The 24190-nt window shown below is 41.5% G+C and carries 27 protein-coding genes; 17 read left to right on the top strand and 10 right to left on the bottom strand.

Going from position 1 to position 24190, the window contains the following annotated elements; genetic code table 11:
* Nucleotides 1-66 precede the first annotated feature (66 nt).
* On the bottom strand, nucleotides 67-546 hold the full coding sequence (lrp, locus tag IMPJCBKJ_RS13805; protein WP_054552971.1) for a leucine-responsive transcriptional regulator Lrp: 480 nt from the start codon (nucleotides 544-546) through the stop codon (nucleotides 67-69).
* A gap of 142 nt (nucleotides 547-688) precedes the next feature.
* On the opposite strand from lrp, the gene ald reads away from it, so the two are divergent.
* Nucleotides 689-1810: an alanine dehydrogenase gene (gene ald / locus IMPJCBKJ_RS13800; RefSeq protein ID WP_054552970.1), complete on the top strand. Its 1122-nt coding sequence runs from the start codon at nucleotides 689-691 to the stop codon at nucleotides 1808-1810.
* Between the two features lie 101 nt (nucleotides 1811-1911).
* On the opposite strand, the gene rluB is transcribed toward ald, so the two are convergent.
* The 4 genes from rluB to IMPJCBKJ_RS13780 all read right to left on the bottom strand — a co-directional run bounded on the left by rluB (nucleotide 1912) and on the right by IMPJCBKJ_RS13780 (nucleotide 4661).
* On the bottom strand, nucleotides 1912-2784 hold the full coding sequence (gene rluB, locus IMPJCBKJ_RS13795; RefSeq protein WP_055198703.1) for a 23S rRNA pseudouridine(2605) synthase RluB: 873 nt from the start codon (nucleotides 2782-2784) through the stop codon (nucleotides 1912-1914).
* Nucleotides 2781-3371, bottom strand: coding sequence for an SMC-Scp complex subunit ScpB (gene scpB, locus IMPJCBKJ_RS13790; protein ID WP_054552968.1), 591 nt, complete (start codon nucleotides 3369-3371; stop codon nucleotides 2781-2783). Before scpB ends, rluB begins: the two co-directional genes overlap by 4 nt.
* A 130-nt stretch (nucleotides 3372-3501) precedes the next feature.
* Nucleotides 3502-4023, bottom strand: a complete 522-nt coding sequence (locus IMPJCBKJ_RS13785; RefSeq protein ID WP_138600085.1) for an EF-hand domain-containing protein — start codon at nucleotides 4021-4023, stop codon at nucleotides 3502-3504.
* 206 nt (nucleotides 4024-4229) lie between these two features.
* Nucleotides 4230-4661 carry a hypothetical protein gene (locus IMPJCBKJ_RS13780; protein ID WP_054552966.1) on the bottom strand — a complete coding sequence of 144 codons (432 nt, stop codon included), beginning with the start codon at nucleotides 4659-4661 and terminating at the stop codon, nucleotides 4230-4232.
* Nucleotides 4662-4904: 243 nt separating this feature from the next.
* On the opposite strand from IMPJCBKJ_RS13780, the gene xthA reads away from it, so the two are divergent.
* Genes xthA through IMPJCBKJ_RS13765 form a run of 3 tightly spaced genes read left to right on the top strand, consistent with a single transcriptional unit; the run spans nucleotide 4905 to nucleotide 7155 of the window.
* Nucleotides 4905-5714: an exodeoxyribonuclease III gene (xthA, locus tag IMPJCBKJ_RS13775; RefSeq protein ID WP_166340713.1), complete on the top strand. Its 810-nt coding sequence runs from the start codon at nucleotides 4905-4907 to the stop codon at nucleotides 5712-5714.
* A complete protein-coding gene (locus IMPJCBKJ_RS13770) occupies nucleotides 5711-6361 on the top strand; it encodes an energy-coupling factor ABC transporter permease (protein WP_166340712.1) in 651 nt (216 codons plus the stop codon). The genes xthA and IMPJCBKJ_RS13770 overlap by 4 nt, the downstream gene beginning before the upstream one ends.
* On the top strand, nucleotides 6358-7155 hold the full coding sequence (locus IMPJCBKJ_RS13765; RefSeq protein WP_166340711.1) for a putative RNA methyltransferase: 798 nt from the start codon (nucleotides 6358-6360) through the stop codon (nucleotides 7153-7155). Before IMPJCBKJ_RS13770 ends, IMPJCBKJ_RS13765 begins: the two co-directional genes overlap by 4 nt.
* Here IMPJCBKJ_RS13765 and yfbV read toward each other — a convergent pair.
* Nucleotides 7152-7598 carry a terminus macrodomain insulation protein YfbV gene (gene yfbV, locus IMPJCBKJ_RS13760; RefSeq protein WP_054552963.1) on the bottom strand — a complete coding sequence of 149 codons (447 nt, stop codon included), beginning with the start codon at nucleotides 7596-7598 and terminating at the stop codon, nucleotides 7152-7154. The two genes, IMPJCBKJ_RS13765 and yfbV, sit on opposite strands and share 4 nt — an antisense overlap.
* Before the next feature lie 290 nt (nucleotides 7599-7888).
* Here yfbV and IMPJCBKJ_RS13755 point away from each other — a divergent pair, with 290 nt between their 5' ends.
* The 7 genes from IMPJCBKJ_RS13755 to IMPJCBKJ_RS13725 all read left to right on the top strand — a co-directional run bounded on the left by IMPJCBKJ_RS13755 (nucleotide 7889) and on the right by IMPJCBKJ_RS13725 (nucleotide 14524).
* Entirely contained in the window at nucleotides 7889-9103 is a 1215-nt protein-coding gene (locus tag IMPJCBKJ_RS13755) for an acetate kinase (RefSeq protein WP_166340710.1), read from the top strand.
* Nucleotides 9104-9107: 4 nt separating this feature from the next.
* Entirely contained in the window at nucleotides 9108-11264 is a 2157-nt protein-coding gene (gene pta / locus IMPJCBKJ_RS13750; RefSeq protein ID WP_138615758.1) for a phosphate acetyltransferase, read from the top strand.
* 209 nt (nucleotides 11265-11473) lie between these two features.
* Complete coding sequence (locus IMPJCBKJ_RS13745; RefSeq protein WP_166340709.1) at nucleotides 11474-11866, top strand: ACT domain-containing protein; 393 nt, start codon at nucleotides 11474-11476, stop codon at nucleotides 11864-11866.
* A gap of 57 nt (nucleotides 11867-11923) precedes the next feature.
* Complete coding sequence (locus IMPJCBKJ_RS13740; protein ID WP_240921034.1) at nucleotides 11924-12367, top strand: PTS glucose transporter subunit IIA; 444 nt, start codon at nucleotides 11924-11926, stop codon at nucleotides 12365-12367.
* Nucleotides 12368-12372: 5 nt separating this feature from the next.
* Nucleotides 12373-12717 carry an ArsC family reductase gene (locus IMPJCBKJ_RS13735; RefSeq protein WP_166340708.1) on the top strand — a complete coding sequence of 115 codons (345 nt, stop codon included), beginning with the start codon at nucleotides 12373-12375 and terminating at the stop codon, nucleotides 12715-12717.
* Nucleotides 12717-13847, top strand: coding sequence for a succinyl-diaminopimelate desuccinylase (dapE, locus tag IMPJCBKJ_RS13730; protein ID WP_166340707.1), 1131 nt, complete (start codon nucleotides 12717-12719; stop codon nucleotides 13845-13847). Before IMPJCBKJ_RS13735 ends, dapE begins: the two co-directional genes overlap by 1 nt.
* Nucleotides 13844-14524: a M15 family metallopeptidase gene (locus tag IMPJCBKJ_RS13725; protein WP_166340706.1), complete on the top strand. Its 681-nt coding sequence runs from the start codon at nucleotides 13844-13846 to the stop codon at nucleotides 14522-14524. The genes dapE and IMPJCBKJ_RS13725 overlap by 4 nt, the downstream gene beginning before the upstream one ends.
* A gap of 1 nt (nucleotide 14525) precedes the next feature.
* On the opposite strand, the gene IMPJCBKJ_RS13720 is transcribed toward IMPJCBKJ_RS13725, so the two are convergent.
* Entirely contained in the window at nucleotides 14526-15398 is an 873-nt protein-coding gene (locus IMPJCBKJ_RS13720) for a DMT family transporter (protein ID WP_240921033.1), read from the bottom strand.
* 134 nt (nucleotides 15399-15532) lie between these two features.
* Here IMPJCBKJ_RS13720 and IMPJCBKJ_RS13715 point away from each other — a divergent pair, with 134 nt between their 5' ends.
* Genes IMPJCBKJ_RS13715 through IMPJCBKJ_RS13700 form a run of 4 tightly spaced genes read left to right on the top strand, consistent with a single transcriptional unit; the run spans nucleotide 15533 to nucleotide 18433 of the window.
* Nucleotides 15533-16897, top strand: coding sequence for a hypothetical protein (locus IMPJCBKJ_RS13715; protein ID WP_054552955.1), 1365 nt, complete (start codon nucleotides 15533-15535; stop codon nucleotides 16895-16897).
* An 8-nt stretch (nucleotides 16898-16905) separates the two neighbouring features.
* Nucleotides 16906-17331 (top strand): YcfL family protein, encoded by a 426-nt coding sequence (locus tag IMPJCBKJ_RS13710; RefSeq protein WP_054552954.1) that lies wholly within the window; start codon nucleotides 16906-16908, stop codon nucleotides 17329-17331.
* A 10-nt stretch (nucleotides 17332-17341) separates the two neighbouring features.
* A complete protein-coding gene (gene lpoB, locus IMPJCBKJ_RS13705; protein ID WP_054552953.1) occupies nucleotides 17342-17953 on the top strand; it encodes a penicillin-binding protein activator LpoB in 612 nt (203 codons plus the stop codon).
* A gap of 12 nt (nucleotides 17954-17965) precedes the next feature.
* A complete protein-coding gene (locus IMPJCBKJ_RS13700; protein WP_166340705.1) occupies nucleotides 17966-18433 on the top strand; it encodes a glycine zipper 2TM domain-containing protein in 468 nt (155 codons plus the stop codon).
* Between the two features lie 25 nt (nucleotides 18434-18458).
* On the opposite strand, the gene IMPJCBKJ_RS13695 is transcribed toward IMPJCBKJ_RS13700, so the two are convergent.
* A complete protein-coding gene (locus IMPJCBKJ_RS13695) occupies nucleotides 18459-19676 on the bottom strand; it encodes a pyridoxal phosphate-dependent aminotransferase (protein WP_138600096.1) in 1218 nt (405 codons plus the stop codon).
* Nucleotides 19677-19769: 93 nt separating this feature from the next.
* Nucleotides 19770-20114 (bottom strand): Hpt domain-containing protein, encoded by a 345-nt coding sequence (locus IMPJCBKJ_RS13690; protein WP_054552950.1) that lies wholly within the window; start codon nucleotides 20112-20114, stop codon nucleotides 19770-19772.
* 121 nt (nucleotides 20115-20235) lie between these two features.
* On the opposite strand from IMPJCBKJ_RS13690, the gene IMPJCBKJ_RS13685 reads away from it, so the two are divergent.
* Both IMPJCBKJ_RS13685 and IMPJCBKJ_RS13680 read left to right on the top strand, forming a co-directional pair.
* Nucleotides 20236-20835 carry a tRNA-uridine aminocarboxypropyltransferase gene (locus IMPJCBKJ_RS13685; protein WP_166340704.1) on the top strand — a complete coding sequence of 200 codons (600 nt, stop codon included), beginning with the start codon at nucleotides 20236-20238 and terminating at the stop codon, nucleotides 20833-20835.
* Nucleotides 20835-21611: a CLCA_X family protein gene (locus IMPJCBKJ_RS13680; RefSeq protein WP_166340703.1), complete on the top strand. Its 777-nt coding sequence runs from the start codon at nucleotides 20835-20837 to the stop codon at nucleotides 21609-21611. Before IMPJCBKJ_RS13685 ends, IMPJCBKJ_RS13680 begins: the two co-directional genes overlap by 1 nt.
* On the opposite strand, the gene IMPJCBKJ_RS13675 is transcribed toward IMPJCBKJ_RS13680, so the two are convergent.
* Entirely contained in the window at nucleotides 21577-24072 is a 2496-nt protein-coding gene (locus IMPJCBKJ_RS13675; RefSeq protein WP_166340702.1) for an EAL domain-containing protein, read from the bottom strand. The two genes, IMPJCBKJ_RS13680 and IMPJCBKJ_RS13675, sit on opposite strands and share 35 nt — an antisense overlap.
* Between the last annotated feature and the right edge of the window lie 118 nt (nucleotides 24073-24190).

Here is a 24190-nt window from a genome sequence, read left to right as displayed (position 1 = left end):
CTTTATCTTAGCCTTGATGGACTGATAATGAACAAGTTTTTGTTACTCAATGTATATTTTAACAGTTTAGGCAATATATGGGCGAATAATGACCCCTTCTTCACCTTTTACTTCTTCCATTACCACATAAGTTCGGCTTTCACTGACATTTGGTAGTTTTAGTAGAATATCACCCAGTACATTTCGATATTCCGACATATCATTTACACGTGTTTTTAATAAAAAGTCGAAATTACCCGATACTAGATGGCATTCAATTATTTCGTCGTGCTTTTTAACCGCAGCGTTGAACTCTTCAAAAACATCTGGTGAGGTTTTAGTGATGGTTACTTCTACATAAACCGACAAACCTTGGCCAAGCTTAGCAGGATCCACTACTGCTTTATATCCGAGTATATAGCCCTCTCTTTCGAGCTTTTTTACCCGCTCCAAACAAGGGGTGGCACTTAATCCTACACGCCTTGCCAGCTCTACGTTAGAGATCCGACCATCGAGCTGTAACTCCATTAAAATTTTACGGTCTATTCTGTCGAGTAATTGATGCATAAGCCAAACCAGAGTTTTGCACTGTTTAAAATATATTTTTAGATTATATCACTAGAATGACACTTAAAAAAGGTGAGACACACTGGCTGGTCATGAATATAATAGTCAAAAATTTTATCCCGTTCTATTAAGGCGAAAAACTATGATTATTGGTGTACCTAAAGAAATCAAAAACCATGAATACCGTGTAGGTATGGTTCCTGCGAGTGTTCGTGAACTAGTAAACCATGGCCACCAAGTGTTTGTTGAAACTGATGCTGGTATGGGCATTGGCTTCACTAACGAAGATTATGTTGCAGCTGGTGCTGAAATTTTACCTACAGCAGCAGACGTTTTTGCTAAAGCTGAAATGATCGTTAAAGTAAAAGAGCCACAAGCTGTTGAGCGTGCAATGTTACGCGAAGACCAAATTCTATTTACTTACCTTCACTTAGCACCGGATCTTCCACAAACTGAAGACCTAGTTAAAAGTGGCGCAGTGTGTATCGCTTACGAAACAGTAACTGATTCACGTGGCGGTTTACCTCTTCTAGCTCCTATGAGTGAAGTTGCTGGTCGTATGTCTATCCAAGCTGGTGCACAAGCGCTTGAAAAATCAAACCACGGTCGTGGTATGTTACTTGGTGGTGTACCAGGTGTTGAGCCAGCTAAAGTTGTTGTTATCGGCGGCGGCATGGTTGGTCGTAGCGCAGCGCAAATGGCTGTTGGCCTAGGTGCTGACGTTGTTGTTCTTGACCGTAACATCGACGTACTACGTGCATTAGACGCACAGTTCGGTAATAAAGTTAAAGCTATCTACTCTACTGCTGACGCACTCGAAAAACACGTATTAGAAGCTGACCTTGTTATCGGTGGCGTACTAATCCCAGGTGCAGCAGCGCCTAAACTAGTAACAGCTGAGCACATCAAAGCAATGAAGCCTGGTTCTGCAATCGTTGACGTTGCAATCGACCAAGGTGGTTGTATCGCAACGTCTAAAGCGACAACTCACGCTGATCCTACTTACATCGTTGATGACGTTGTTCACTACTGTGTTGCTAACATGCCAGGTGCTGTTCCACGTACTTCTACGTTCGCACTTAACAATGCAACATTACCGTTCATCATCAACCTTGCTAACAAAGGCTATAAGAAAGCGCTTCTTGACGATGCTAACTTCTTAAAAGGCTTAAACGTGATCAAAGGCCAAGTTACTTATAAAGAAGTAGCTGAAGCTTTCAACATGGAATATGTTGACCCACGTACAGCAGTTGAAAATGCTTAATAAGAATTAGCATTGTGAAACAAAAAAAGCAGCGATATCGCTGCTTTTTTTATGCCTGTTTGCAAATAAATTAGTTTATCTGCAAACAATTATATTTCTGATTAACGACGCTTAGTTTGTTTAGCGCGTTGATTGTGCTTTTTAACCGCCTTACGGATTTGGTTAATTTTGGCACGTTTGTCTTTACGCTTTTCAGGAATAACCGACAGCTTAGTTTGCGTTTCGCGGCCTAGTTGTACTGTTTTACGTAAATAGTTAACCGTGTCTAAATCAAGTTCAGCCCAACCACCTTGTGGCAAGCGCTTATCAAGCTCTAACTTACCGTAACGAATACGGATAAGACGCGATACTTCAACATCTTGTGATTGCCACAAACGACGTACTTCGCGGTTACGACCTTCTGTTAAAGTGACATTGAACCAACGGTTGATACCTTCACCACCCATAGGTTTGATGTTTAAGAATTTCGCAGGACCATCTTCAAGCTCAACGCCTTTTGTTAGAGTGCGTAGCGTTTCGTTAGTCACTTCACCAAACACACGAGCTGAGTACTCACGCTCTACTTCGTAGCTTGGGTGCATTAAACGGTTAGCAAGTTCACCATCGTTAGTAAACAGCATTAAACCTGCGGTATTAATATCTAATCGGCCAACTGCAATCCAGCGTTCGCCATCAACACGTGGTAAACGGTCAAATACCGTACGACGACCTTCTGGGTCTTTACGCGTACATAACTCACCTTCTGGTTTGTTATACATAAGCACACGACAAATACGGTCGGCTTTGTCTTCGATTTTCACTACGTGACCGTCAACACGAATTACATCGGTTGCTTCTACGCGGTCGCCTAAACGAGCCACTTTACCATTCACGCTCACGCGGTTGGCATCGATATATTTTTCCATTTCACGACGTGAACCCACGCCAGCACGGGCTAATACTTTTTGTAACTTTTCAGTTTCTACATTACTCATTCAGATAGTTCTCTCACAGAAGGATCGCTCAATAGCTGGTTGATTTTACTCTCCTGAAGTTCAGGTAACGGCGGTAATTCATCTAAACCAGCTAATGAAAAATAATCTAAGAAAGCGGATGTTGTGGCATACAACGCTGGGCGTCCAGGCACCTCTTTATGGCCAACAACCCTAACCCACTCTCTTTCTAATAAGGTTTTAATTATTCCTGAGCCAACAGCAACCCCCCGTACTTGTTCAATTTCACCACGGGTAATAGGTTGTCTATAGGCAATCAAGGATAACGTTTCTAGTAGTGCTCGTGAGTATTTAGGTGCGCGCTCTTGCCATAAGTTTGCCAGCCAAGGCGCTAAACTAGCGCAGGCTTGAAACCTGTAACCGCTGCCTACTGCAACAAGCTTAATGCCTCGGGTTTGATAATGCGTTTGAATTTGTTCAATTGCATTATTAATGCGCGGCATAGATACGCTTAAATCAGCTAATACTGTCTCTTTTAAATGACGTTTAGACACAGGTTTTCCAGCAACAAAAATCGCGGCTTCTATGATTTCGACTAACTGTTCATCACTGATACGTTTTGTGGCCATCACTACTAAAGGTCATTTTAAATCACTAACGCTCTATTATGACAGAAGTCGGCCAAGGTTGGAAAAATTATTGTAAAAAAGCCAGTGTAAAACACTGGCTTTGGGGGATATTTACGAATGAATATTGAAATTAGCTATTTTTAACCATTTCAAGGGCATCATCTTCTGCAACGTCGCTGCCATATTTGCTAATGTAATTAACAAACTCAGTGCGGCTTATACGCTTATCTTTGTTGCTATCCATATAGCCAAAGTGATTTGCGATATCGTCGTCATCGGCTTCTTCAATTGAAACATAACCATTTTTGTCGTTATCTAACGATTTAAAGTCATTTTCGATTGGGTCAAATTTAGCGATTTCAGCTTTAAATGCTGATTCAGATACCTCACTATCAGCTGCCACCTTGCCTGTATTTAATTGCATGTATGCATTAAATTCAGTACGGCTGATTTGCTCGTCCATATTGGTATCGATGTTTGAAAAATGCTCCCAAATTGCATCATCGTCAGCTTCTACCTTAGAGATATAGCCGTCATTGTCATTATCTAGACTGCCAAAATCGCTGTCGATTTTTGCTAAAGAGTTACTTGCAGAACATGCTGAAAGACTTAGTGCTGCTAAAATTGTAGATGCTAAAGTTAACTTTTTCATAAGACATTTCCTTGTAGTCGATTAGATTCAATTAGACTATTTCAAGTTGAATGCCAAAATGCCTTATTGACTAAAATCAAGCACTTACAATCTAGTTAAGTTACTGTTAAGCCTATGATTTAGCAAGCTTTTCATAGGTTGCTGTAATTTTTTCATAAAAAAAGCGCTCCGAAGAGCGCTTTTTACAAATAACAAAAATGCCGTTATTAGATAGCTGCGTTTTGGTAACGCTTAACGAAGTCTGTTACTGCTTCGCCATTACATTTTAACGTGTTTAAGTTGCCAATTTTTTCACGCACAGGTGTTAAACCTTTTTTAAGTGCAGTGATGCAAAGTTGAGTTTCTTTTTGCTCATTTTTAGCAAACACTTCAATCGCTGCTTTTGCTACTTCTTGTGATTGTGCTTTTTTTGCAATTTCACGAATGTCAGTACCGTTACATAAAATGCTTTTTGAAAAACGTGACATTGAAATGCCATGCTTTGCTGCTTCTTTACGTGCAGCGGTAAACCCTTCGTTTGCACTTAAGCTACATAACTTCGATTCAATACTGTTATCAGCTGAAAAGTAGTGCGGGTTGCTTGCTAATGAGCCAAATGAGATACATGCAAGAGAAAGCATCACTAATTGTTTTTTCATGGTTTACCTTTAAATAGTACATAATATGAACGGGTGGTTTGCGCGCATTATATAAACAAAAATAAGCAGATCAACTGAATTATTTATTTAATTTAATAATTAATAGTGAGTTAACAATGTTTTTAAATTAAGCAGCAATTGATCAACATTTACCCAATTTGATTTTCGTAATTAGCTCATGAATAAGCCCTAGTTTGATGATAGAATTGCGCTAAACACTGAAACAAAAATAATAGGTGCACCATGAAGGTAATCTCATTTAACATTAACGGCCTGCGCGCTCGTTTACACCAATTGCAAGCCGTAATTGATAAACATCAACCAGATATTATTGGCTTACAAGAAATCAAAGTACATGATGAGGCCTTCCCTCTCGAAGATGTGCAAAAAATGGGTTATCACGTTTATTTTCACGGTCAAAAAGCGCATTACGGCGTGGCTATGTTATGTAAACAAGAGCCGAAATCAGTAGTTAAAGGCTTTGCAACCGATACCGACGAATCACAGCGTCGTATGATCAGTGTTACCGTGACACAAGAAAATGGTCGTGACCTAACGGTGATGAATGGCTACTTCCCACAAGGCGATAATATTGCCCACGAAACCAAATTCCCTTATAAGCGTCAGTTCTATAAAGATTTAATGACTCACTTAGAAGATAACCACACGCCAGAGCAAGATGTTATTGTGATGGGCGACATTAATATTTCACCAACCGATCTCGACATTGGTATTGGTGAACCAAACCGTAAGCGCTGGTTAAAAACAGGTAAGTGTTCGTTCCAACCTGAAGAGCGTGAATGGTTAAGCACGTTATTAAACTGGGGCTTTAAAGATACTTTCCGTGAACTTTACCCAGAAAAAACCGAGCAATATTCGTGGTTTGATTACCGCTCAAAAGGTTTTGATGACAACCGCGGTCTACGCATTGATGTGATCTTAGCAACCCCTGCTCTTGCCGAGCGTTGTGCTGAGTCTGGTATCGATTACGAATTACGTGGTATCGAAAAACCATCTGATCATGCGCCGATTTGGTCAACATTTAACGCATGATAGACACACTGCAATGGCAGCTCCCTTTGTGGAGCTGTGTGGCTATAATACTTTGGCTCAGCTTTGATAAGCAAAGCGCATCACAATTGTTGGCAACGCCAATAAGACAAGTGGGTGTGCTCGCATGTGCTTTAGTACTTGCGGTACTGTGGCGCATTAAAGCGGGGATATTGCCAGGCCTCGAATTGCATATTTTAGGAGTCACTGCAGTGACCCTAATTTTAGGTTGGCGGCTGGCTATTTTTGCAAGTACCTTGGCGAGTTTGTTGTTAGTGCTGGTTTTACAATTGCCAATCAGTTTATTGCCTGTGCATTTGTTATTTACAGCGTTTATTCCAATTACGTTGAGCTATGTGTGCTTTGTAATTTGCTATACCTATTTACCAAGACACTTTTTTATTTATATCTTTTTATGCGCGTTTTTAACCGCTGCTGTTATCGCCTGTATTAAAATACTTACCAGCGGTGTATTTTATTACTTGCTTGGTGATTACAGTTTTATTGAGATTTCAGAAAACTATCTGATTCTGTGTGCCATAATTTGGTTTCCTGAAGCAATGCTCAATGGCATGGCCATTACCTTGATGATCACCTATCGCCCTCATTGGGTTAAAACCTTTTATGATAAGGACTATTTAGACTCATGAGTCTTTACTATCACTGCCCGATTTGCAAACTTGAACTTACTCTAAACGACAAAACTTACCGTTGTGACAATAACCACAGTTTTGATATCGCCAAAGAGGGTTATGTCAATTTACTTCCCGTGCAAAATAAAAAGTCGAAACAACCGGGCGATAACCTTGAAATGGTGCAGGCTCGCCGCGCTTTTTTAAGTGCCGGACACTATTTGTTTTTACAGCAGGCTTTAGCTGAGTTAGTGGCATCTCTCGAACCAAGTTCAGTGATTGATTTAGGCTGTGGTGAAGGTTTTTATACTCAAGCTATAGCAGCGCAGTCGAGTGCCGATGTATATGGTGTTGATATATCTAAGCCCGCGGTAAAATACGCCGCTAAGCGTTACGAAAATGCGCATTTTAGTGTCGCGTCGATTAGCCAAGCCCCTTTTGCAGATGCGCAGACTGATGTGCTTGTTAGTGTGTTTGCCCCTTTATTTGCACAAGAACTTGCTCGCCTTGCCAAGCCGCAAGCTAGTTTAATTGTTGCAAGCCCTGGCCCTTGGCACCTTAAAGAGTTAAAAGCGTTTATTTATGCTGATGTAAAACCGCATACAGAGATAGAACCACCAGCAGGCTTCAGCAAAGAGTCGATAAATTTATTAGAACAGCAGGTGCTGTTGTCGGTCGGTGAGATTAAACATTTAATTATGATGACGCCGTTTGCGTGGAAGTTTCGCCCGGAGCATTGGCAGCAGATTGAGCAGCAAGGCCCACAAAAAGTAACGTTATCGTTTTATGTGAGCCAGTTTATTCGCGATTAGAAGTGTTCTTTAGTGAAGGCTTTATCCATTTTTTCGAACATATCTTTTAATAATTGAGCTAAATCAGTGTAGCGTGGTTTTTCAGTCGTTAACTGTGACTGATAACCATGCGCCTTCATTTTACTGTGCAGCTCGGTATACCAACTTAGCATTGCTGGCTCTAAACGGGTTTCTGCACGGCGGCCTAGCCACAACAAACCTTGAAGCGGTAGTGATAAAAAGAAAAGCGCGATCGTGATAGCTTGTGGAAAATAATCACTACCTAAGTAATTCACTTGCATAAATACGGTCAGCATTGCCAAAATTGGCATCACTGTAATTGCCAGATCAGTGGCCTTGATCACTCTAAATTCGGCAAACAATGGAGCGAGCTCTTGTCGCATCGGCCATTTTTTAGCGTATTGACGACCTGTTTGCACTTGTGACATGACACCTTTTTGCATCATCACTCCTAGGGTTTTCAACTTGTTTCACAACCGAGTGTAACACACTCCCGGATACAATCCCTGCAAAACCTGTCCTAGTTTTAATACCAAATTAATGGTTAGGAGACTAACGTTTAAAGTCTAAATGAGATAAAATGTTATCGGCTTAAGTCAACCAGACTTTAGTATAATTACAGCCTAGCTTTGTTAAGTGTAGCAACAAAATACTTATTTACTATACTGGCAAAGAATTCTAATTATCAAGCCTTAATATACACTGACTGATATCGTACTTTTAGGACCTAGCTATGTCGACGCCCCTTTGCTCACCACAACATGTTTTAGTACTGAACTGTGGTAGTTCAAGTTTAAAATTTGCCATTTTAGATGCCGCCACTTCTGACGAAGTTATTTCTGGTTTAGCTGAGCGCCTTGGCTCAGACACGCCTTCAATCAAATATAAATATAATGGTGAAAAACAACTTATTGAGCTTGCAAAGGGCCAAGCCCACAATGCAGCAATTGCTGAGCTTGTGAAGCTAGTTAATGAGCTAGGCCTTGCAGATAATTTAATTGCTGTGGGTCATCGTGTTGTACACGGTGGTGAGCATTTCACTGAATCTGTGCTTATCGACGATGATGTACTTGCAGCTATCGAAAAAACAGCCGCACTTGCTCCACTTCATAACCCAGCCAACTTATTAGGCATTCGCACTGCACAGCAAGCGTTCTCAGCGCTGCCACAAATTGCTGTATTTGATACGGCATTTCACCAAAGCATGCCAAATATTGCTTACTTATACGCCCTGCCTTACTCGCTTTATAAAGAGCACGGCGTAAGACGTTATGGCTTCCATGGTACAAGCCATTATTATGTTGCAGGTGAAGCGGCAAAAATGCTCGGCAAAGAGCGCGAGCAAACCAATGTGATCAGTGCGCATTTAGGTAATGGTTGTTCAGTGTGTGCGATTAAAGATGGTAAGAGCGTTGATACCAGTATGGGCCTTACACCGCTTGAAGGCTTAGTGATGGGTACCCGCAGTGGTAGCATCGACCCGGGTTTATTCACCTTTTTAACTCAGCAACTTAATTATTCAGTGCAAGAAATTGATGACTTACTTAATAAGCAAAGTGGCTTATTAGGTATTAGTGAACTATCAAATGACTGTCGCACTATTGAAGAAGCCGCTGTTGAAGGCCACCCGCAAGCGAACCTTGCACTCGATATTTTCTGCTACCGTTTAGCAAAACAAATCGCCGCATTCTTAGTGCCTGTACAACGCCTTGATGCGCTTATTTTCACCGGTGGTATTGGTGAAAACTCAGATATCATTCGCGACAAAGTGATCACCCAATTAGGCTTTTTAGGCCTTGAGTGTGACGAAGCTGCAAACTTAGCGGCACGTTTTGGTAAAGAAGGCTTAATTTCAAAAGGCCAAACGCATGCTAAAGCGTTTGTGATCCCAACCAACGAAGAATGGGTTATTGCTAACGATGCAGCCCGCATTGCAAAGGAGGGTTAAGTAAATGGCACGTAGAATTATGTTGATCCCTATTTCGACTGGGGTTGGTTTAACATCTGTTTCTGTTGGTTTAGTGCGTGCGCTTGAGCAAAAAGCGCTTAAAGTGAACTTTTTCAAGCCAATTGCACAGCCGCGTTCTGGCGATACAGGTCCTGAAAAGTCGACGCAAATTGTCACCCATGGCTCGCCAATTAATCCGCCGACACCATTTGAGCTTAGCTATGCAGAGCAAATGATTGGTGATGGTAAAGGCGACGACTTACTAGAAGAAATCGTAGAGCGCTTTGAAAGTACCATTAAAGAAGACGAAATTGCTATTATCGAAGGTATGGTGCCTACACGTCGTCAGCCGTATGCTGGCCGTGTAAACCGTGAAATCGCGCAAACACTGGGCGCTGATATTGTTTTTGTTTTAACGCCTAGTAACGATAGCAACGACCAAATTGAAGACCGTTTAGAAATTGCCTCAGGCAACTATGGCGGTGTTAACCACCCTCGCGTGTTAGGTTGTATTTTCAATAAAGTTAATGCCCCTTTAGATGACGAAGGTCGTGCCCGTGCTGACCTTGTTGAAGCCCATGAGCCTGAGCAACTTGAAAACGAATTAAACCGTTTAGCATCACTGCCTATTTTCAGAAAACACCCATTTAAGTTATTAGGTTCAATCCCGTGGGATTTCGACCTAGTGGCGCCGCGTGTGCGTGATTTATGTGAATACCTAAAGGCTGAAGTTATTAATGAAGGCGACATGGCTCACCGTCGTTTACGTCGCGTTACTTTCTGTGCTCGTACTGTATCGAATATTTTAAGCCACTTTACCCCGGGTGCATTACTGGTCACTCCGGGCGATCGCTCTGATGTACTCGTTGCCGCTTGTTTATCGGCTATGAATGGTACCAAGCTTGGGGCTATTTTATTAACCGGTGGCTTTAAACCTGAAGATCGCATCATGAAATTATGCGAACAAGCGATGGATACTGGCCTGCCAATTCTTGCTACAGAAGAAGATACATGGCGCACATCTTTATTACTGCACAACTTCAATATGGAAGTACCGTGTGATGATGACCAACGTATCGATAAAGTAAAAGATCACAACGCCAGCCATATTGACTCTGACTGGTTAGACAGCCTGGCACAAAGTGTTGGTCGTACTCGTAAAATGTCTCCACCAGCGTTTCGCTTCTTACTGACAGACAAAGCTCGTCAAGCGAATAAAACGGTTGTTTTACCAGAAGGTAATGAGCCGCGCACAATTAAAGCTGCGGCAATTTGTGGTCAACGTGGCATTGCAAAAACAATTTTACTTGGTGACAAAGAAGAGATTTTACGTATTGCTGAGCAACAAGGTGTGGAGCTTAACGATAACGTAACTATTGTTGAGCCAAGTGATGTGATCAACGATTACGTTGCGCCTATGGTTGAAATTCGTAAAAACAAAGGCTTAACAGAAGTAGTTGCTCAAGAACAACTACTGGATAACGTGGTGCTTGGTACTATGATGCTTGAGCAAGGCAAAGTAGATGGCCTAGTGTCGGGTGCGGTTAACACTACAGCGAATACGATTCGCCCACCGCTACAGTTAATTAAAACTGCACCAGGTTCATCGTTGGTATCGTCAGTGTTCTTTATGTTGTTACCTGATCAAGTTCTGGTTTACGGTGACTGTGCAATCAACCCTGATCCAACAGCAGAGCAACTGGCCGATATCGCGATCCAGTCAGCGGATTCAGCGGCTGCGTTTGGTATTGAACCGCGTGTTGCAATGATCAGCTACAGTACAGGTACTTCGGGTTCAGGTGCTGATGTAGAAAAAGTGCGTGAAGCCACTAAACTTGCCCAGCAAAAGCGTCCTGATTTAGTGATTGATGGCCCGCTTCAGTACGACGCTGCAATTATGGAAAACGTCGCAATTAAGAAAGCACCAGACAGTCCGGTTGCAGGTAAAGCAACAGTGTTTGTATTCCCCGATTTAAATACCGGTAATACAACTTATAAAGCCGTACAACGTAGTGCTGATTTAATTAGTATTGGCCCTATGCTGCAAGGTATGCGTAAGCCGGTAAATGACTTGAGCCGAGGTGCATTAGTAGACGATATTGTTTACACCATTGCCCTTACAGCGATTCAAGCTAAGCAAGTTGAAAGCTTAGAAAATTAACCCTTCAAAATTTAGGCTAATTTATAAACCCTTTATAAATTAGCCTATTAGCTTCTTTATACTGACCTATTCCCATATTTATCCACAGAATCTGTGGACAACCTCAACAGCGATATTGAGTAAAACCTCAGCAATCAAAATTATTGCGCTTTATCTTAACTTTGTTTACCTATACTATAAATTCAAAGGCTTCAAAGATAGGATCGCAGATGTCAAAACAAACGTTACAACTTCATAGTGAAGAACTTACCATTCATAGTTTAGATGTCGATGCGACGATTGACCCAGCCTTACTCAAACAAGCTATTTTCTTTGTTGCAAAAACGGCTGATGAGCTGTCTATTGTCTGCCCAAGTAGTTTCCAGCTCGACAGTCTGGACCAAGAAACCGACTGGCAAGCACTTGAAGTCATTGGCCCACTTGGTTTTTCGTTAACTGGTATTATGGCGAACATTTCTGGCGTGCTAGCAAAAGCGTCAATTTCGATTTTTGCTTTATCAACTTACGATACCGATTATGTATTGGTGAAAAAGCAAAGTATGGCCAAAGCCATTACAGCTCTGAAAAAAGACGGTTACCATGTGCTAGGTGATGTTAAATAAGCCATGACTAACGAAGTTCAATACTTACCCGAACGCAGCCTCAGAAAAGCGCGCTGCATGGCCATTAAAAGCCCATTTACTGGGCGTGTAAAAAGCATTAGCGAGCACCCTGAGCCATTTTTTCGTTTTGCCACCCTTGGCCCAGGCATTAGTGTTGAACTAACCAGCCACAACATAATCGCGCCATTCGATGGCACCTTATTACAAGTTAAAAATGCCGGTAAAGAATACATTTTACAGGCAAAAAACGGTTTAAAAGTTTTATTAAACTTATCGTTTTCATCGGTTGAAGAACATATCAACCACACCAATATCGCTAAATTAAACGGCAGTAAAATTAACCAAGGTGAACGATTGGCCTATTTTGATTTACGCGAGCTGAGCAGCCCTATGCTTGGCACCCTATGTGTTCTCAATAGCCAACACCTTGGACCCCTATATTATTCACTATCTCAGGTCACTGCTGGGGTAGACACATTACTCACTGTAACTAAAAAGTAGAATTTATGACTATCATGTACGGTATCAGCAATTGCGATACAATCAAAAAAGCCAAGAAATATTTAACTGATAACAATCAAGAATTTACTTTCCATGATTACCGTAAAGACGGCATTAGTGCTGAGCTAGTTAATGAGTTTGCAGCGCACATTGATTGGCAAGATTTAGTTAATAAACGCGGCACAACTTACCGTCAATTATCTGATGAGCAAAAGCAAAACCTAGATAAAGAATCTGCATTAGCATTGCTGATTGAGCAACCTGCGATGATCAAGCGCCCGGTACTTGTGCATAACGGCCAATACCACTTAGGTTTTAAAGCACCTCAATACGATGAGATTTTTGCCTAATGACTCACCCTGTTATTGAACTTGCTCAAGCGCTTATTCAGCGTGAATCAGTAACGCCTGAAGATGCTGGTTGCCAAGCGTTAATGAACGAACGCCTTGAAAAACTAGGCTTTAATATTGAATCACTGTTTTTCACTGATACCTTGAATACTTGGGCTCGTAAAGGAGATGCGTCACCGCATTTTTGTTTTGCTGGTCACACAGATGTTGTACCAACAGGTCCTGAAAAAAATTGGCAGCACCCGCCTTTTTCTGCACTGGTAAAAGACGGTATGTTACATGGTCGTGGTGCAGCCGATATGAAAGGCTCTTTAGCTGCTATGGTGGTTGCCACCGAGCGTTTTGTCGCTAAACACCCTGATCATAAAGGGTCAATTTCGTTTTTAATTACGTCTGATGAAGAAGGCCCGTTTATCAACGGCACAACCCGTGTTATCGATACCCTTGAAGCACGAGGTGAGAAGATTGATTTATGCCTCGTCGGCGAACCTTCTTCACGTGATGTGCTAGGCGATGTGGTAAAAAATGGTCGTCGCGGTTCATTAACTGGCTTTTTAACAGTGAAAGGTGTGCAAGGCCATGTTGCTTACCCGCATCTAGCGCAAAACCCAATTCATTTAGCTGCTCCTGCGTTAACTGAGCTAAGTCAAACCGAGTGGGATCAAGGTAACGAATTTTTCCCTGCAACGAGTTTTCAGGTTTCGAATATTAACGGTGGCACCGGTGCTGGTAATGTGATCCCAGGTGAACTTGAGATTCAATTTAACTTTCGCTTTAGCACCGAAGTAACTCACCAACAGCTACAACAGCGAGTCGTAGAAATTGTTGAGAAACACAACCTCAATTACGAGCTAAATTGGATTGTAAATGGACTGCCGTTTTTAACCGATCATGGCCCGTTAGTTGATGCCACCGTGCACGCTATTAAGCAGGTAACTGGACGCGACACCGCGCTTGAAACCACCGGCGGTACTTCTGATGGTCGCTTTATCGCGCAAACGGGTGCCAAAGTCATTGAGCTTGGTCCGCGTAATGAAACCATTCATAAAGTAGATGAATGTGTTAGCACCGATGATTTAATTCAACTTGCTGATATTTACGAAGTGATTTTAGAGCAGCTGCTTACATGAACCAAACAGAGCTTAAGCAATGCGCCACTGGGTTGAGTAGCTCACATTTAGTTGAGCTACAAAATCATCGCTTGCATCGTAATATTGTCGATGATTTTTTAGCTCTGCAGCAAGGGGCAAAAGAAGCAGGTATTGATCTGACAATTGCCTCAAGCTTTCGCGATTTTTATCGTCAAAGTGCAATTTGGAATGCTAAATTTCAGGGCCTTCGACCGGTTTACACCCTTGAGCAAAAAGCAGTAGATTTAAAAAGCCTAAGTGATACTGAAAAGTGCCACGCTATTATGCTTTACTCAGCACTCCCTGGGGCAAGTAGGCACCACTTTGGTACCGACCTCGACATTTACGATACCCGCCCTATTGACGATGATTATCAGCTGCAATTAACCCCTGATGAGTATTCGCCCACAGGGCCCTTTGCCAAGCTTGCTACATGGCTTGACGATAACCTAGAAAAGTATGGTTTTTATCGCCCTTACCAAGAATACAAAGGTGGGGTTGCCCCTGAGCCTTGGCATATTAGTCATATTGGTGCAGCTGCTAAGATGATGCAGTATTTGTCAGTTGCAACATTACAGCAATGTATTGAACAAAGTGAGCTTAGCGGCAAACAAGCGATACTAGCCGAACTAAACACCCTGTATGAACGCTACGTATTAAATGTTAATAAGCCCTAATCTAGACACTGCGCTTTTTAGCCATTAAAAACACCAGTACAGCGCCAAGAATTAAGGCGCTGGCTACAACTAAACGCGCAGTTAATTGCTCATCTAATACCACCACCCCAGCTAATGTGGCAAGCACGGGCACGGTTAGCTGTACCACACCTGCTTGGCTACTTTTAAGCCTAGGTAGTGCAATGTACCAAATGCTATAACCAAGCCCAGATGCAAGCGCTCCTGAAGCTATCGCCAAATAAACGCCAGTTGCTGTGATACCCTGCCAATCAACCACGGCTAGAAAGACTAAAATTGGCACAAGTATTAAACTTCTTAGAAAGTTAAAGCTGGTTGCTTGCAAAGGTGAGCTGCATGATTTTCCGCGAATACTGTAAACACCCCACGCCACACCACTTAACGCCATGAGCATTGCAGGCATGAATGAAGGTACGGTGGCTGAGGGCAGCATTAAGTAAATAAAACCCGCAAAAGCAACAAACAAAGCCCCCCACTGCACTTTACTGAGTGGCTCTTTATTTAAAACACTATGACCTATCATGGTTAACTGCACTGCCGAAAATAAGATAAGTGCGCCTGTGCCTGTGTTTAAATCAACATAGGCAACTGAAAAGCACAGCGCGTAAACAAATAAACTAAGCGCACTGATATTGTTACCTTTATCGGTTAAAGGTTGTGCTGATTGTGATTTTGATCTCAATAGAGTTGTTTGCCATAAAAGTATACCAAGCAACATAAACGCCCCACTCGCTAAGCGAATGACGGTAAAACTTAACGGATCAATATCACCACTTTGCAATGCCATTCGGCACAGCAAAGAGTTAGCTGCAAACGCACAAAGTGCAATAAAGGTATACAGTACAGTGCTTAACAAATGCGGTGTTCCTTTAACATAAAAAATAAAAAGACCAGAAAGTTGTCTATTAACTTACGATTTTTTACATAATTTATCATATAAGGTTAAGCCGCGTATGCTAATCTGAGTACATTGTTTAAAAGGAGTGTTCAGTGCATCGACGTTTATTTATTGGAGCTGCTTTACTGTTATCTGGTTGCAGTACCATAGGTATTACTGATCTATTCCAAGATTATGCGACGCAGCTAAGACCTGTGCGCCAAGCTGTTTCTCAAAATAACATAGCAAGTGCTCAGCAGCTTTTGCCAAGTAACAGCCGAGGCCATAGTAACTATTTGTTAAATCAGCTTGAAACGGCCCGTCTTGAGTTTTTGGCTAAACAAAATTCTCAGGCCAATGAGACCTTTGAAGCTGTTTATCAAAATATGGAAAAAAAGCGTCAAGCAGCCAAAGTACAGCTAAGTGCAGGCCTTGAGCAAACAAATTCATTATTAACCAATGACTCAGTGATTGGTTATGAGCCAGCAGCCTATGAAATGACCATGCTGCATAGCTACAAAGCACTGAGTTATGTATTTGATAAACAACTTGAATCTGCATTAGTTGAAGTTAGACGCGCTAATAAAGTGCAAGAAGATGCACTAAAAGATAATCAAGCCGCACTTGATGAACAAGCGGAAAACTCCGCTGAAGGCTACCCTGATATGGCCGAGTTAATTGGTAATGTCAAAAATGGCTTTCAAAATGCTTTTACGTTTTATTTATCGGCCCTACTTTATGAGGCAGATAAACAATTTGATGATGCCTATATCGACTATAAGAAAGCGCTCGAAATAAACAGTGAGAATAGCTACTTACAGCAAGCAGTGTTACGCCTTGCCAAAAAACAAGGTTTTGATCAGGACTTTGAAGAATTTAGCAAACGCTTTGGCAAATTAAAGCAAGCTCAAGCAAACACAGGCCAAGTAATTGTAATTGCAGAGCAAGGTTTAATACCAGCAAGGCAAGAGTTTAATTTACGGTTACCTATTTATACTTCGCGTGGCGATGCACGCTTTTATAGTGTTGCCATGCCAGTTTATCGCGCTGCGCCCTATGCGGCCAGTGATAAAACAGTGACTCTCGATGGCGAAAATTTGCCACTGACGCCCATTGTTAGGCTCGAAGCGCTAGCGGCGAAGACATTAAAGGATCAAAGTGCTGGCAGAATAACCCGACAAGTAATGCGTCTGGTAGCAAAAGAAAAGGTACGTGCAGAGTTAGCAAGAAGTGGCGGCGATGTTGGTAACATTTTAGCCAACATTTATAACGTTGCATCTGAGCAAGCTGATACACGAAGCTGGTTGACTTTACCAAGCCAACTTAGCATTGCTCAGCACCCAATGCCCACAGGTCAGCACACTTTAACTGTGCCAGGGCATGGCGAAATAACTTTTACGGTTGGTAAGCAAGGGTTAACCTTGATTTTTCTAACTTCCATAAATAACTACTACGACACACACGTTGTACAACTCTAGGAGCAATGATGAAATACTTAGTGCCACTATTAACCATTTTACTTGTTGCGGCTTGCTCCTCACGCCCTACCACTTCTGGCATTGGGGTTGAGCAGGCATCACAACAGTATAACCAACAACTGATTGTTAATAACCCTGAACTTGGCAAGAAATTAGCCATTACAGATGTAAAAACACGCCAAACGAACGGCTTAACTGATGTGGTTGTGACACTGGCAAGCCAATATAAAAAGTCTCAATACTTACAATATCAATTTACTTGGTATGACGCTGATGGCTTTGTTATTCGTGGCAACCACTCACCTTGGCAACCCATTACTTTATTTGGATTTGCTAAAACTCAATTACCGGGCCTAGCCCCGACAGCAAATGCTGTCACCTTCTCGCTTGCAGTGCGTGAAGTGTCAACAGAAGCACAAGAATTTGAAGATTAAGGATACTACAATGAAATTACTTTCTGTTAAGTCGGCTGCGGCCGTTGCAATGACAAGCGCTTTGTTACTATCTGGCTGTGCTAATAAAGCCGTTGTTAGCTATGGTGATGCGCAAGCTGTTGAAACCACAGATATCAATTTTGGCTCAACGGATCTACAAAAAGTAGCAAGCCAAATGACAGACTCGTTACTTGCTTCACCTGTGGTTGGCACCATGACAGCAAATACTCGCCCTATCGTGTTTGTTGAGCGTATTAAAAACAAAACGAGCGAGCATATTGATACTGAATCAATTACTGATTCAATCTCAACACAGTTATTACGCAGTGGTAAGTTCCGCTTTGTTGATATGACCCGTGTTGAAGCTGTGCGCGAACAACTTAATTTCCAAAACGTCGATCCACTAGTTGATCCAAATACCGCTATTGCCTTTGGCCAGCAAGTTGGTGCGCAATATATGTTATACGGCAACTTATCGAGCATTGTTAAATCAAATGCTGACAAGGCTGATGTGTATTACAAATTCACTATGCGTTTAATGGATTTAAAAAGCGGGCTAGTTGAGTGGGCTGATGAAACTGAAATCCGTAAAACACGTGAGAAATCAACTTTTGGCTGGTAGCCAGGAGGGTTTATGAAATACCTAGTAGCAATCTTAGCAAGCTGTTTATTACTGAGCTCGCCTAGTTATGCTGACTACCAGCGTAACAAAGCAGTACCAGTACAACAGGTGTTATTTGGCTCAGTACAATCAGTACGAACCATTACCGAACAAGAACTGGTCAAAGACAGAACCAACGGCTGGGAAACCTTTGGTGGTGCGCTTATTGGCGGTGTTATCGGTAATCAGTTTGGTGGCGGCAGTGGCCGCACTGTAGCAACCATTTTAGGTTCGATGATTGGTGGCTCTGTTGCTCACAACCGCCAACAAAACAGTCGCGTCATACAATATCAGCTCGTTGAATTGATGATCAAAGTAGAAAGCGGCGAACAGTTTATGGTTGTGCAAGACAAAGATAACCAAATGCTGTTTAACCAAGGTGATAAAGTACGCTTGGTGTACCTCACCGATAACACGGTACGTGTTGATAAAGCGTATTAAAAAAGCGAGCCTCGGCTCGCTTTTTTTAGCTTTGTCGATAATCAGCGAAAAATCGCTGCATCTTACTCATGGCTTCTGTTAAATCATCTTTGTTTGGTAAAAACACCAATCTGAAATGATCAGGATCTGGCCAATTAAATGCACGGCCATGCACTAATAAGATTTTCTCCGCTTTGAGTAAATCTAAAATCATGCGCTCATCATCTTTAATATTAAAGTGCGCGGTATCTACTTTCGCAAATGCGTAAAGCGCCCCTTTAGGCTTTTTACAGCTAATACCATCAATGGCATTTAAACCACGCCATGCAATATCACGCTGAACATAAAGCCGACCACCTGGGTTTATCAGGTTATCGATTGACTGCACACCACCTAAAGCTTGTTGAATAGCATATTGTGCTGGTACATTGGCACATAAGCGCATGGATGCCAGCATATCTAGGCCACGACTCAAGTCGTCCATCATGCTAGTGCGACCGCTTAGCACCATCCAGCCCATTCGCAATCCCGCAGCGCGGTACGTTTTTGCTAGGCCATTAAAGGTGATAATTGGTACATCATCACACAGTGCGCCAATTGAGCTGTGGCTGACACCGTCGTACAAGATTTTCTCGTAAATTTCATCGCTCAATAACAATAATTTATGCTCGCGAGCAATGTTGATCAGTTCCATCAACAGATCATCGCTATATACCGCACCGGTTGGGTTATTTGGGTTAATAAGCACCAATGCTTTGGTCTTTGAGGTGATCTTCGATTTAATATCAGCAATATCAGGAAACCAATCTTGTTCTTCATCACAAAGATAATGCACAGGGTTACCCCCTGCTAATTTAACCGATGCAGTCCATAGCGGATAATCCGGTGCAGGAATAAGCACTTCATCGTCATTATCAAGTAGTGCTTGCGTGGTCATTTGAATGAGTTCGCTGACCCCATTGCCGATATAAATATTATCGACATCAAGGTTATATAAGCCGCGTTGCTGATAGTGCTGATAGACTGCCACACGGGCTGAGTAGAGGCCTTTAGAGTCACAGTAGCCTTGGGCTGAATATAAGTTACGAATGATATCTTTGTGCATATCTTCAGGCATATCAAAGCCAAAGGCAGCTGGATTACCAATGTTTAGCTTTAATACTTTTTGCCCTTCGTCTTCCATTTTTCGAGCTTGTGCAAGCACAGGCCCACGTATGTCATAACAGACACCGTCTAGTTTGTGACTCTTTTTGATTTGTGACATGGTTACCTCTACTAATTAACCTTAAGACTAACCTAGTAAGGGGCCACCACGCCAGAGGATTTTTGCGGTTATAACTGAAATAAATTCAAGTTTTTAGCGAGTAGCGAACCAAGCTTGTAATTTTTCTACAGAGCCAGAAACTTGCTGATCGATACTTGCACTGTTTTGCTGTGCTATATCAGCATTCCCTTCATTGAGTGCATGCTCAATTGATTGAGCGAGCTCAGATAGACTTTGGGCTCCAAATTGGGCAGCATTTGATTTTAAGCTATGAGCATGACGCGCTGCAGCTTCGTTGTCTGAACCAAGATTAGCGTGCACTTCAGAGCCTAACCTTTGAAACTCGCTACAACAAAAAGAAAGCGTGTCAGCAAATTGATCACCCAGTAGCGACTCCATTCCTTCAAGCGCACTTTCATCGATAGTGATAGTCGTCATCTTTATCCCTTAATAAAACCAAATATTTAAATCGCAATTTTAGCTGTCTGCTTTAAAAATGCAAAATTACAGCTCTAGCTCATGTATACTAAAGAGACTTCAAATGTATACAAGAGTATCTATGGCTAGAGAATTATGCTCACATTGTGGCTTTTCAATTAAAACCTGTTTATGTGATTCAATAAGCATAATCAATAATAAACTAAAAATCATTATATTACGCCACCCAAGTGAGGAAAAAGTCACTAAAAATACGGCCAATTTACTGAATTTAGGTTTAGAAAATTGCCAGATCATCGCTGGTGAGTCAGAGCAAGACTTTTTACAGCTTGCAACATTGCCAAAAGCAACAACAGCGGTTCTTTACCCTACTGAGGATGCCTTAAGTCTAGATGAGCACACTGCCACTACAGATGCTTTCAAACAGTCTTTAAATCATTTAATCGTAATTGATGGTACATGGAAAAAAGCCTACAAAATGCTGCAATTAACCCCTAGCCTCCGTGCATTTCAAACGGTGAGTTTTAAGCACATACCACAAAACAAATATGTCATCCGTAAAGCACCTCGAGCAGATAGTTTATCAACTTTAGAAGCTGTAGCTCATAGCCTTAAATTAATTGAAGGCATTGATGTAACACCACTATACAGATTATTAACAGCACTGGTCGATAAGCAAACCCAGCATATGCCGGATGATGTTAAGGCACGCTATCTCTAATGCGTGTATCAAAACGACTAAGCGCAGGTTTTCATCGTAAGGGACCCGATTATCGCTTTGATGATCAGGTCGATTTTGACGATATTCGCGACACCTTTGGTTTTCGCACTATGGTGGTTGGTAATTGGGTTAATAAGCAAGAACGGCTATTAGCGGCGAATTTAATTTACGATGCTTTAGCCGATCTTGCGCAAATACTGACTTTACCGCCAACGGCAATTGGCCTTAGAGGGAAACTCAATTTTGCTTTTGGTCATGGCGGACAAAAAGGTGTGCAGGCTCATTATAATGCTCACAGCCAAACCCTTGCGCTGGCTAAAAATGCTGGCGGTGGCGCACTCGCCCATGAATGGTTTCATGCTTTTGACCATCATATTTGTCAGCATTTATTTAGCGGCAGAAAGAGCATGCAATTCTGTTCGTCGCTGTGGCTAGAACAGTCACCAGACTTGAGTCATCCACTTAATCAACGCTTAAATGAGTTTTATCATCAGGTATTTTTAGATAACTCTGGTAAAAATCCAAATGAATTCGTAAAACAATCTATCGCTTTTGATAAGCAAGTAAAGCAACTTTATATGAGTATGCCTGAGGAACTAGCTGCCCGCTGTTTTGAAAAGTGTATTAGCGTCCACCCTAACATCAAAAATAGCTTTTTAGTGAGTGGCTTATCGAAAAGTGGCTTAATCTACCCGGATGAGCAGCATACGATGAATTGTTTTGAAGCCTTGCTTAAATATTTTAATCAGCTAGGTTCGCTGTTGCATCAAGATTAAGGTCAAGTTTTTGCACCTTGCTTATCCAGTCTAAATAATCATCTGCGGCAAGGGGTTTTGAAAAATAATATCCCTGTCCAAACTGGCAACCATAGCTTTGTAACATAGCGAGGCTTTGCTCATCTTCAATACCCTCAGCAACAACATGTGCACCTAAAGTAGTGGCGATATCACAGGTTGCCTTACAGATACTTTGATCATTAACCGAAAACGGCAGATTTAACACAAATTGTTTATCTATTTTGACTTCATCAAAACCAAGTTGGCTTAAATAGGCAAGTGATGAGTAGCCTGTACCGAAATCATCAATAGCGAGTTTTAAACCTATTAAACGGTAATCATCAAGCATGGCTTTAATTTTTTTACTTTCTTCTAAGGTCGCTGATTCAGTGAGCTCTAACATCACTGATTCAGCCGCCACATTTTGCTCATTTAAAATGGTAATTAGCAGCACAGGTAAATTTTTATTTAATAAATCCTTTGCAGAAATATTGATGGAAATAACATGATCGGGTATCAGTTTGCAAAACTTCGCTTGCCATTCAACCCCCTTTTCAACGACCCACTCTGTTAGCTGATTGATCACCCCTGCTGACTCTGCAATTGGAATAAATATCTCAGGACTAACAATACCAAAAATTGGATGTGTCCAGCGCAGTAATGCTTCACAGCCAACTACTTTGCCCGTTTTCAAACATATCTGCGGTTGAAAGTGCAAACTTAGCTGATTTTCATCAATCGCAATTTTAAGCGCTGCCGCAATGGATAACCTTTGTTCAGAAAGCCGCGCACTTTCTGAGTCGAACATACGCCAACGTTCACCTTGTAGGCGCTTTTCAGTCATTGCTTGTATTGCACATTGCAATATTTGTTTCGCGGTATTGCCATGCATCGGGTAATAAGCAACACCAATATCAACACGGTCGACTAAGTTAATTTCTTCATGAGTAAGGCCCTCTTCAAACACACCATGGATCATGCAGGCAAATTGCTCAATATGGCTTAATTCTAGTTCGCCCAAGATCAAACATCCAAATGTACTATCGTCAATATGAGCAAGCCATGTGCTTCTGGTGGCTTGAACTTCCAACTTTAATGTATTCATGGTCTGCATCTGAATGTTTAATATACTTAGTTTTTCATTGATACAAATATTAGCTTGCTCAAACCCAAAGGTAGAACGTGCATTTGAGAGTACATGAGGTTTAAATAATAAAACTGAAAAATGTTGCTTTTGCGACACTTTTTTCATCATTTGCGCGAGTAAAAATTGTTTATTTGGTAGCTTCGTATCCGCATCGTGCAGCATCGAATAACTAAATGCTGAAATTTGCTGACGGTCTTTTAATAACAGTACGGAGCAGATCGCCAATGATGTGAGCAATAAAATGGTGTTATGAATTCCATGGTAGCCAATACCAAATCCATTCCATAAAAACAGACTTAACACCTGAATAACAATAATTAGAAGCATAAAAATACGCAGATGAGTACGATTACCCTTACGCTTAATCAAACTATAAAATATTACAGAGGCAAAGCACAAAAAGCCCAAACAGCTGACTATAAATAACCACTGACGATTAAAATGAGGCAATAGTGATGACAATAAAGCTGCACTGAATAAACACAGCATCATTGCTTGCCAGGCCTTTTTAAACTTTGCTGTATAGGTATGGATCGCTAAAAAATGATATAAAAAATAGCTCACAAAACATAATGCGAACTCATTAACAGGCCATTTAGATTCCCAATTAAAACCACCAATTAGATAATTTATTAATCCGTTATCGATTAAAAACCCAATGGTGACCAATATAAAATAGGCATTTAGGACTAAGTATTTTGTTCGCTGGGATACAAAAAAGTAAACACCACAAACAAACATACACAAAATCAGCCCCCCTAAAATCGCACCGTAACTCAAAATAGTTTGATGTAAGTCAACTTCAAAACTTTTTGCTGTTTCGACACCTAGTTCTAATGTTAGCGATCTTTTGTGCACGAAGTTAACTAGCGCCCAGCGAGCTCCTTGGCTGTGCTCTATTAACCAATGAGGTCGCACATTCGATAAACTTTCTAGAGAAGCAAGCCGCTGATCATTGGTGGACTGATAATTTTCATCTAACAGATAAAACTTTGCCCACGTTAAGTTAGGCTCACTAAGATAAACAACATAGTTTTTATTTTCAGGCAATTGCTGTAAATCGATAATTAACCAATAGGAGGTTTGTGCTGCGAGGCGAACCGTATTGTTTTCTAAAGTATTTAAAGGCTCAGCATTTTGCAGTGATACTTCAAGGGTCTGACTAAGTTTGGCTAAAGGCTGTTCTGAATCAAGTACCCATACCGGTAAGTTATTGCTTGCAGCATTAATACTGGCACTATGAAGCAATACGCAGCCCAGTAAAACGAGCAAATTTTTTATAACCTGATGGATCAGCTTGCCAATAAAGTGCATTTTAGCTCCGTGCTTTAAACACCAGCTAAAAGTATGGGATGAATACGCTTAAATTGCCAATTTATGAGAATGCAAATAAGTAAAAAGTTTAACAAATAATGATATGTGGCCCAAAGAC

The organism is Pseudoalteromonas sp. MB47, from assembly GCF_011319765.1.
GTDB classification, from domain to species: Bacteria; Pseudomonadota; Gammaproteobacteria; order Enterobacterales; family Alteromonadaceae; genus Pseudoalteromonas; species Pseudoalteromonas simplex.
Note: the sequence above shows the minus strand (reverse complement) of the source record. Positions and strands in the feature narration are given on the sequence as shown.

Coding starts and splice junctions, on each gene's coding strand:
- IMPJCBKJ_RS13770 (WP_166340712.1), top strand. CDS start 5,711: ATGATAGACACACTGCAATGGCAGCTCCCTTTGTGGAGCTGTGTGGCT.
- IMPJCBKJ_RS13710 (WP_054552954.1), top strand. CDS start 16,906: ATGAAATACTTAGTGCCACTATTAACCATTTTACTTGTTGCGGCTTGC.
- pta (WP_138615758.1), top strand. CDS start 9,108: ATGGCACGTAGAATTATGTTGATCCCTATTTCGACTGGGGTTGGTTTA.
- IMPJCBKJ_RS13745 (WP_166340709.1), top strand. CDS start 11,474: ATGTCAAAACAAACGTTACAACTTCATAGTGAAGAACTTACCATTCAT.
- IMPJCBKJ_RS13690 (WP_054552950.1), bottom strand. CDS start 20,114: ATGACGACTATCACTATCGATGAAAGTGCGCTTGAAGGAATGGAGTCG.
- IMPJCBKJ_RS13755 (WP_166340710.1), top strand. CDS start 7,889: ATGTCGACGCCCCTTTGCTCACCACAACATGTTTTAGTACTGAACTGT.
- scpB (WP_054552968.1), bottom strand. CDS start 3,371: ATGGCCACAAAACGTATCAGTGATGAACAGTTAGTCGAAATCATAGAA.
- xthA (WP_166340713.1), top strand. CDS start 4,905: ATGAAGGTAATCTCATTTAACATTAACGGCCTGCGCGCTCGTTTACAC.
- yfbV (WP_054552963.1), bottom strand. CDS start 7,598: ATGCAAAAAGGTGTCATGTCACAAGTGCAAACAGGTCGTCAATACGCT.
- IMPJCBKJ_RS13735 (WP_166340708.1), top strand. CDS start 12,373: ATGACTATCATGTACGGTATCAGCAATTGCGATACAATCAAAAAAGCC.
- lrp (WP_054552971.1), bottom strand. CDS start 546: ATGCATCAATTACTCGACAGAATAGACCGTAAAATTTTAATGGAGTTA.
- IMPJCBKJ_RS13785 (WP_138600085.1), bottom strand. CDS start 4,023: ATGAAAAAGTTAACTTTAGCATCTACAATTTTAGCAGCACTAAGTCTT.
- IMPJCBKJ_RS13700 (WP_166340705.1), top strand. CDS start 17,966: ATGAAATACCTAGTAGCAATCTTAGCAAGCTGTTTATTACTGAGCTCG.
- IMPJCBKJ_RS13740 (WP_240921034.1), top strand. CDS start 11,924: ATGGCCATTAAAAGCCCATTTACTGGGCGTGTAAAAAGCATTAGCGAG.
- IMPJCBKJ_RS13695 (WP_138600096.1), bottom strand. CDS start 19,676: ATGTCACAAATCAAAAAGAGTCACAAACTAGACGGTGTCTGTTATGAC.
- IMPJCBKJ_RS13680 (WP_166340703.1), top strand. CDS start 20,835: ATGCGTGTATCAAAACGACTAAGCGCAGGTTTTCATCGTAAGGGACCC.
- IMPJCBKJ_RS13685 (WP_166340704.1), top strand. CDS start 20,236: ATGGCTAGAGAATTATGCTCACATTGTGGCTTTTCAATTAAAACCTGT.
- IMPJCBKJ_RS13725 (WP_166340706.1), top strand. CDS start 13,844: ATGAACCAAACAGAGCTTAAGCAATGCGCCACTGGGTTGAGTAGCTCA.
- lpoB (WP_054552953.1), top strand. CDS start 17,342: ATGAAATTACTTTCTGTTAAGTCGGCTGCGGCCGTTGCAATGACAAGC.
- IMPJCBKJ_RS13675 (WP_166340702.1), bottom strand. CDS start 24,072: ATGCACTTTATTGGCAAGCTGATCCATCAGGTTATAAAAAATTTGCTC.
- rluB (WP_055198703.1), bottom strand. CDS start 2,784: ATGAGTAATGTAGAAACTGAAAAGTTACAAAAAGTATTAGCCCGTGCT.
- IMPJCBKJ_RS13780 (WP_054552966.1), bottom strand. CDS start 4,661: ATGAAAAAACAATTAGTGATGCTTTCTCTTGCATGTATCTCATTTGGC.
- dapE (WP_166340707.1), top strand. CDS start 12,717: ATGACTCACCCTGTTATTGAACTTGCTCAAGCGCTTATTCAGCGTGAA.
- IMPJCBKJ_RS13765 (WP_166340711.1), top strand. CDS start 6,358: ATGAGTCTTTACTATCACTGCCCGATTTGCAAACTTGAACTTACTCTA.
- ald (WP_054552970.1), top strand. CDS start 689: ATGATTATTGGTGTACCTAAAGAAATCAAAAACCATGAATACCGTGTA.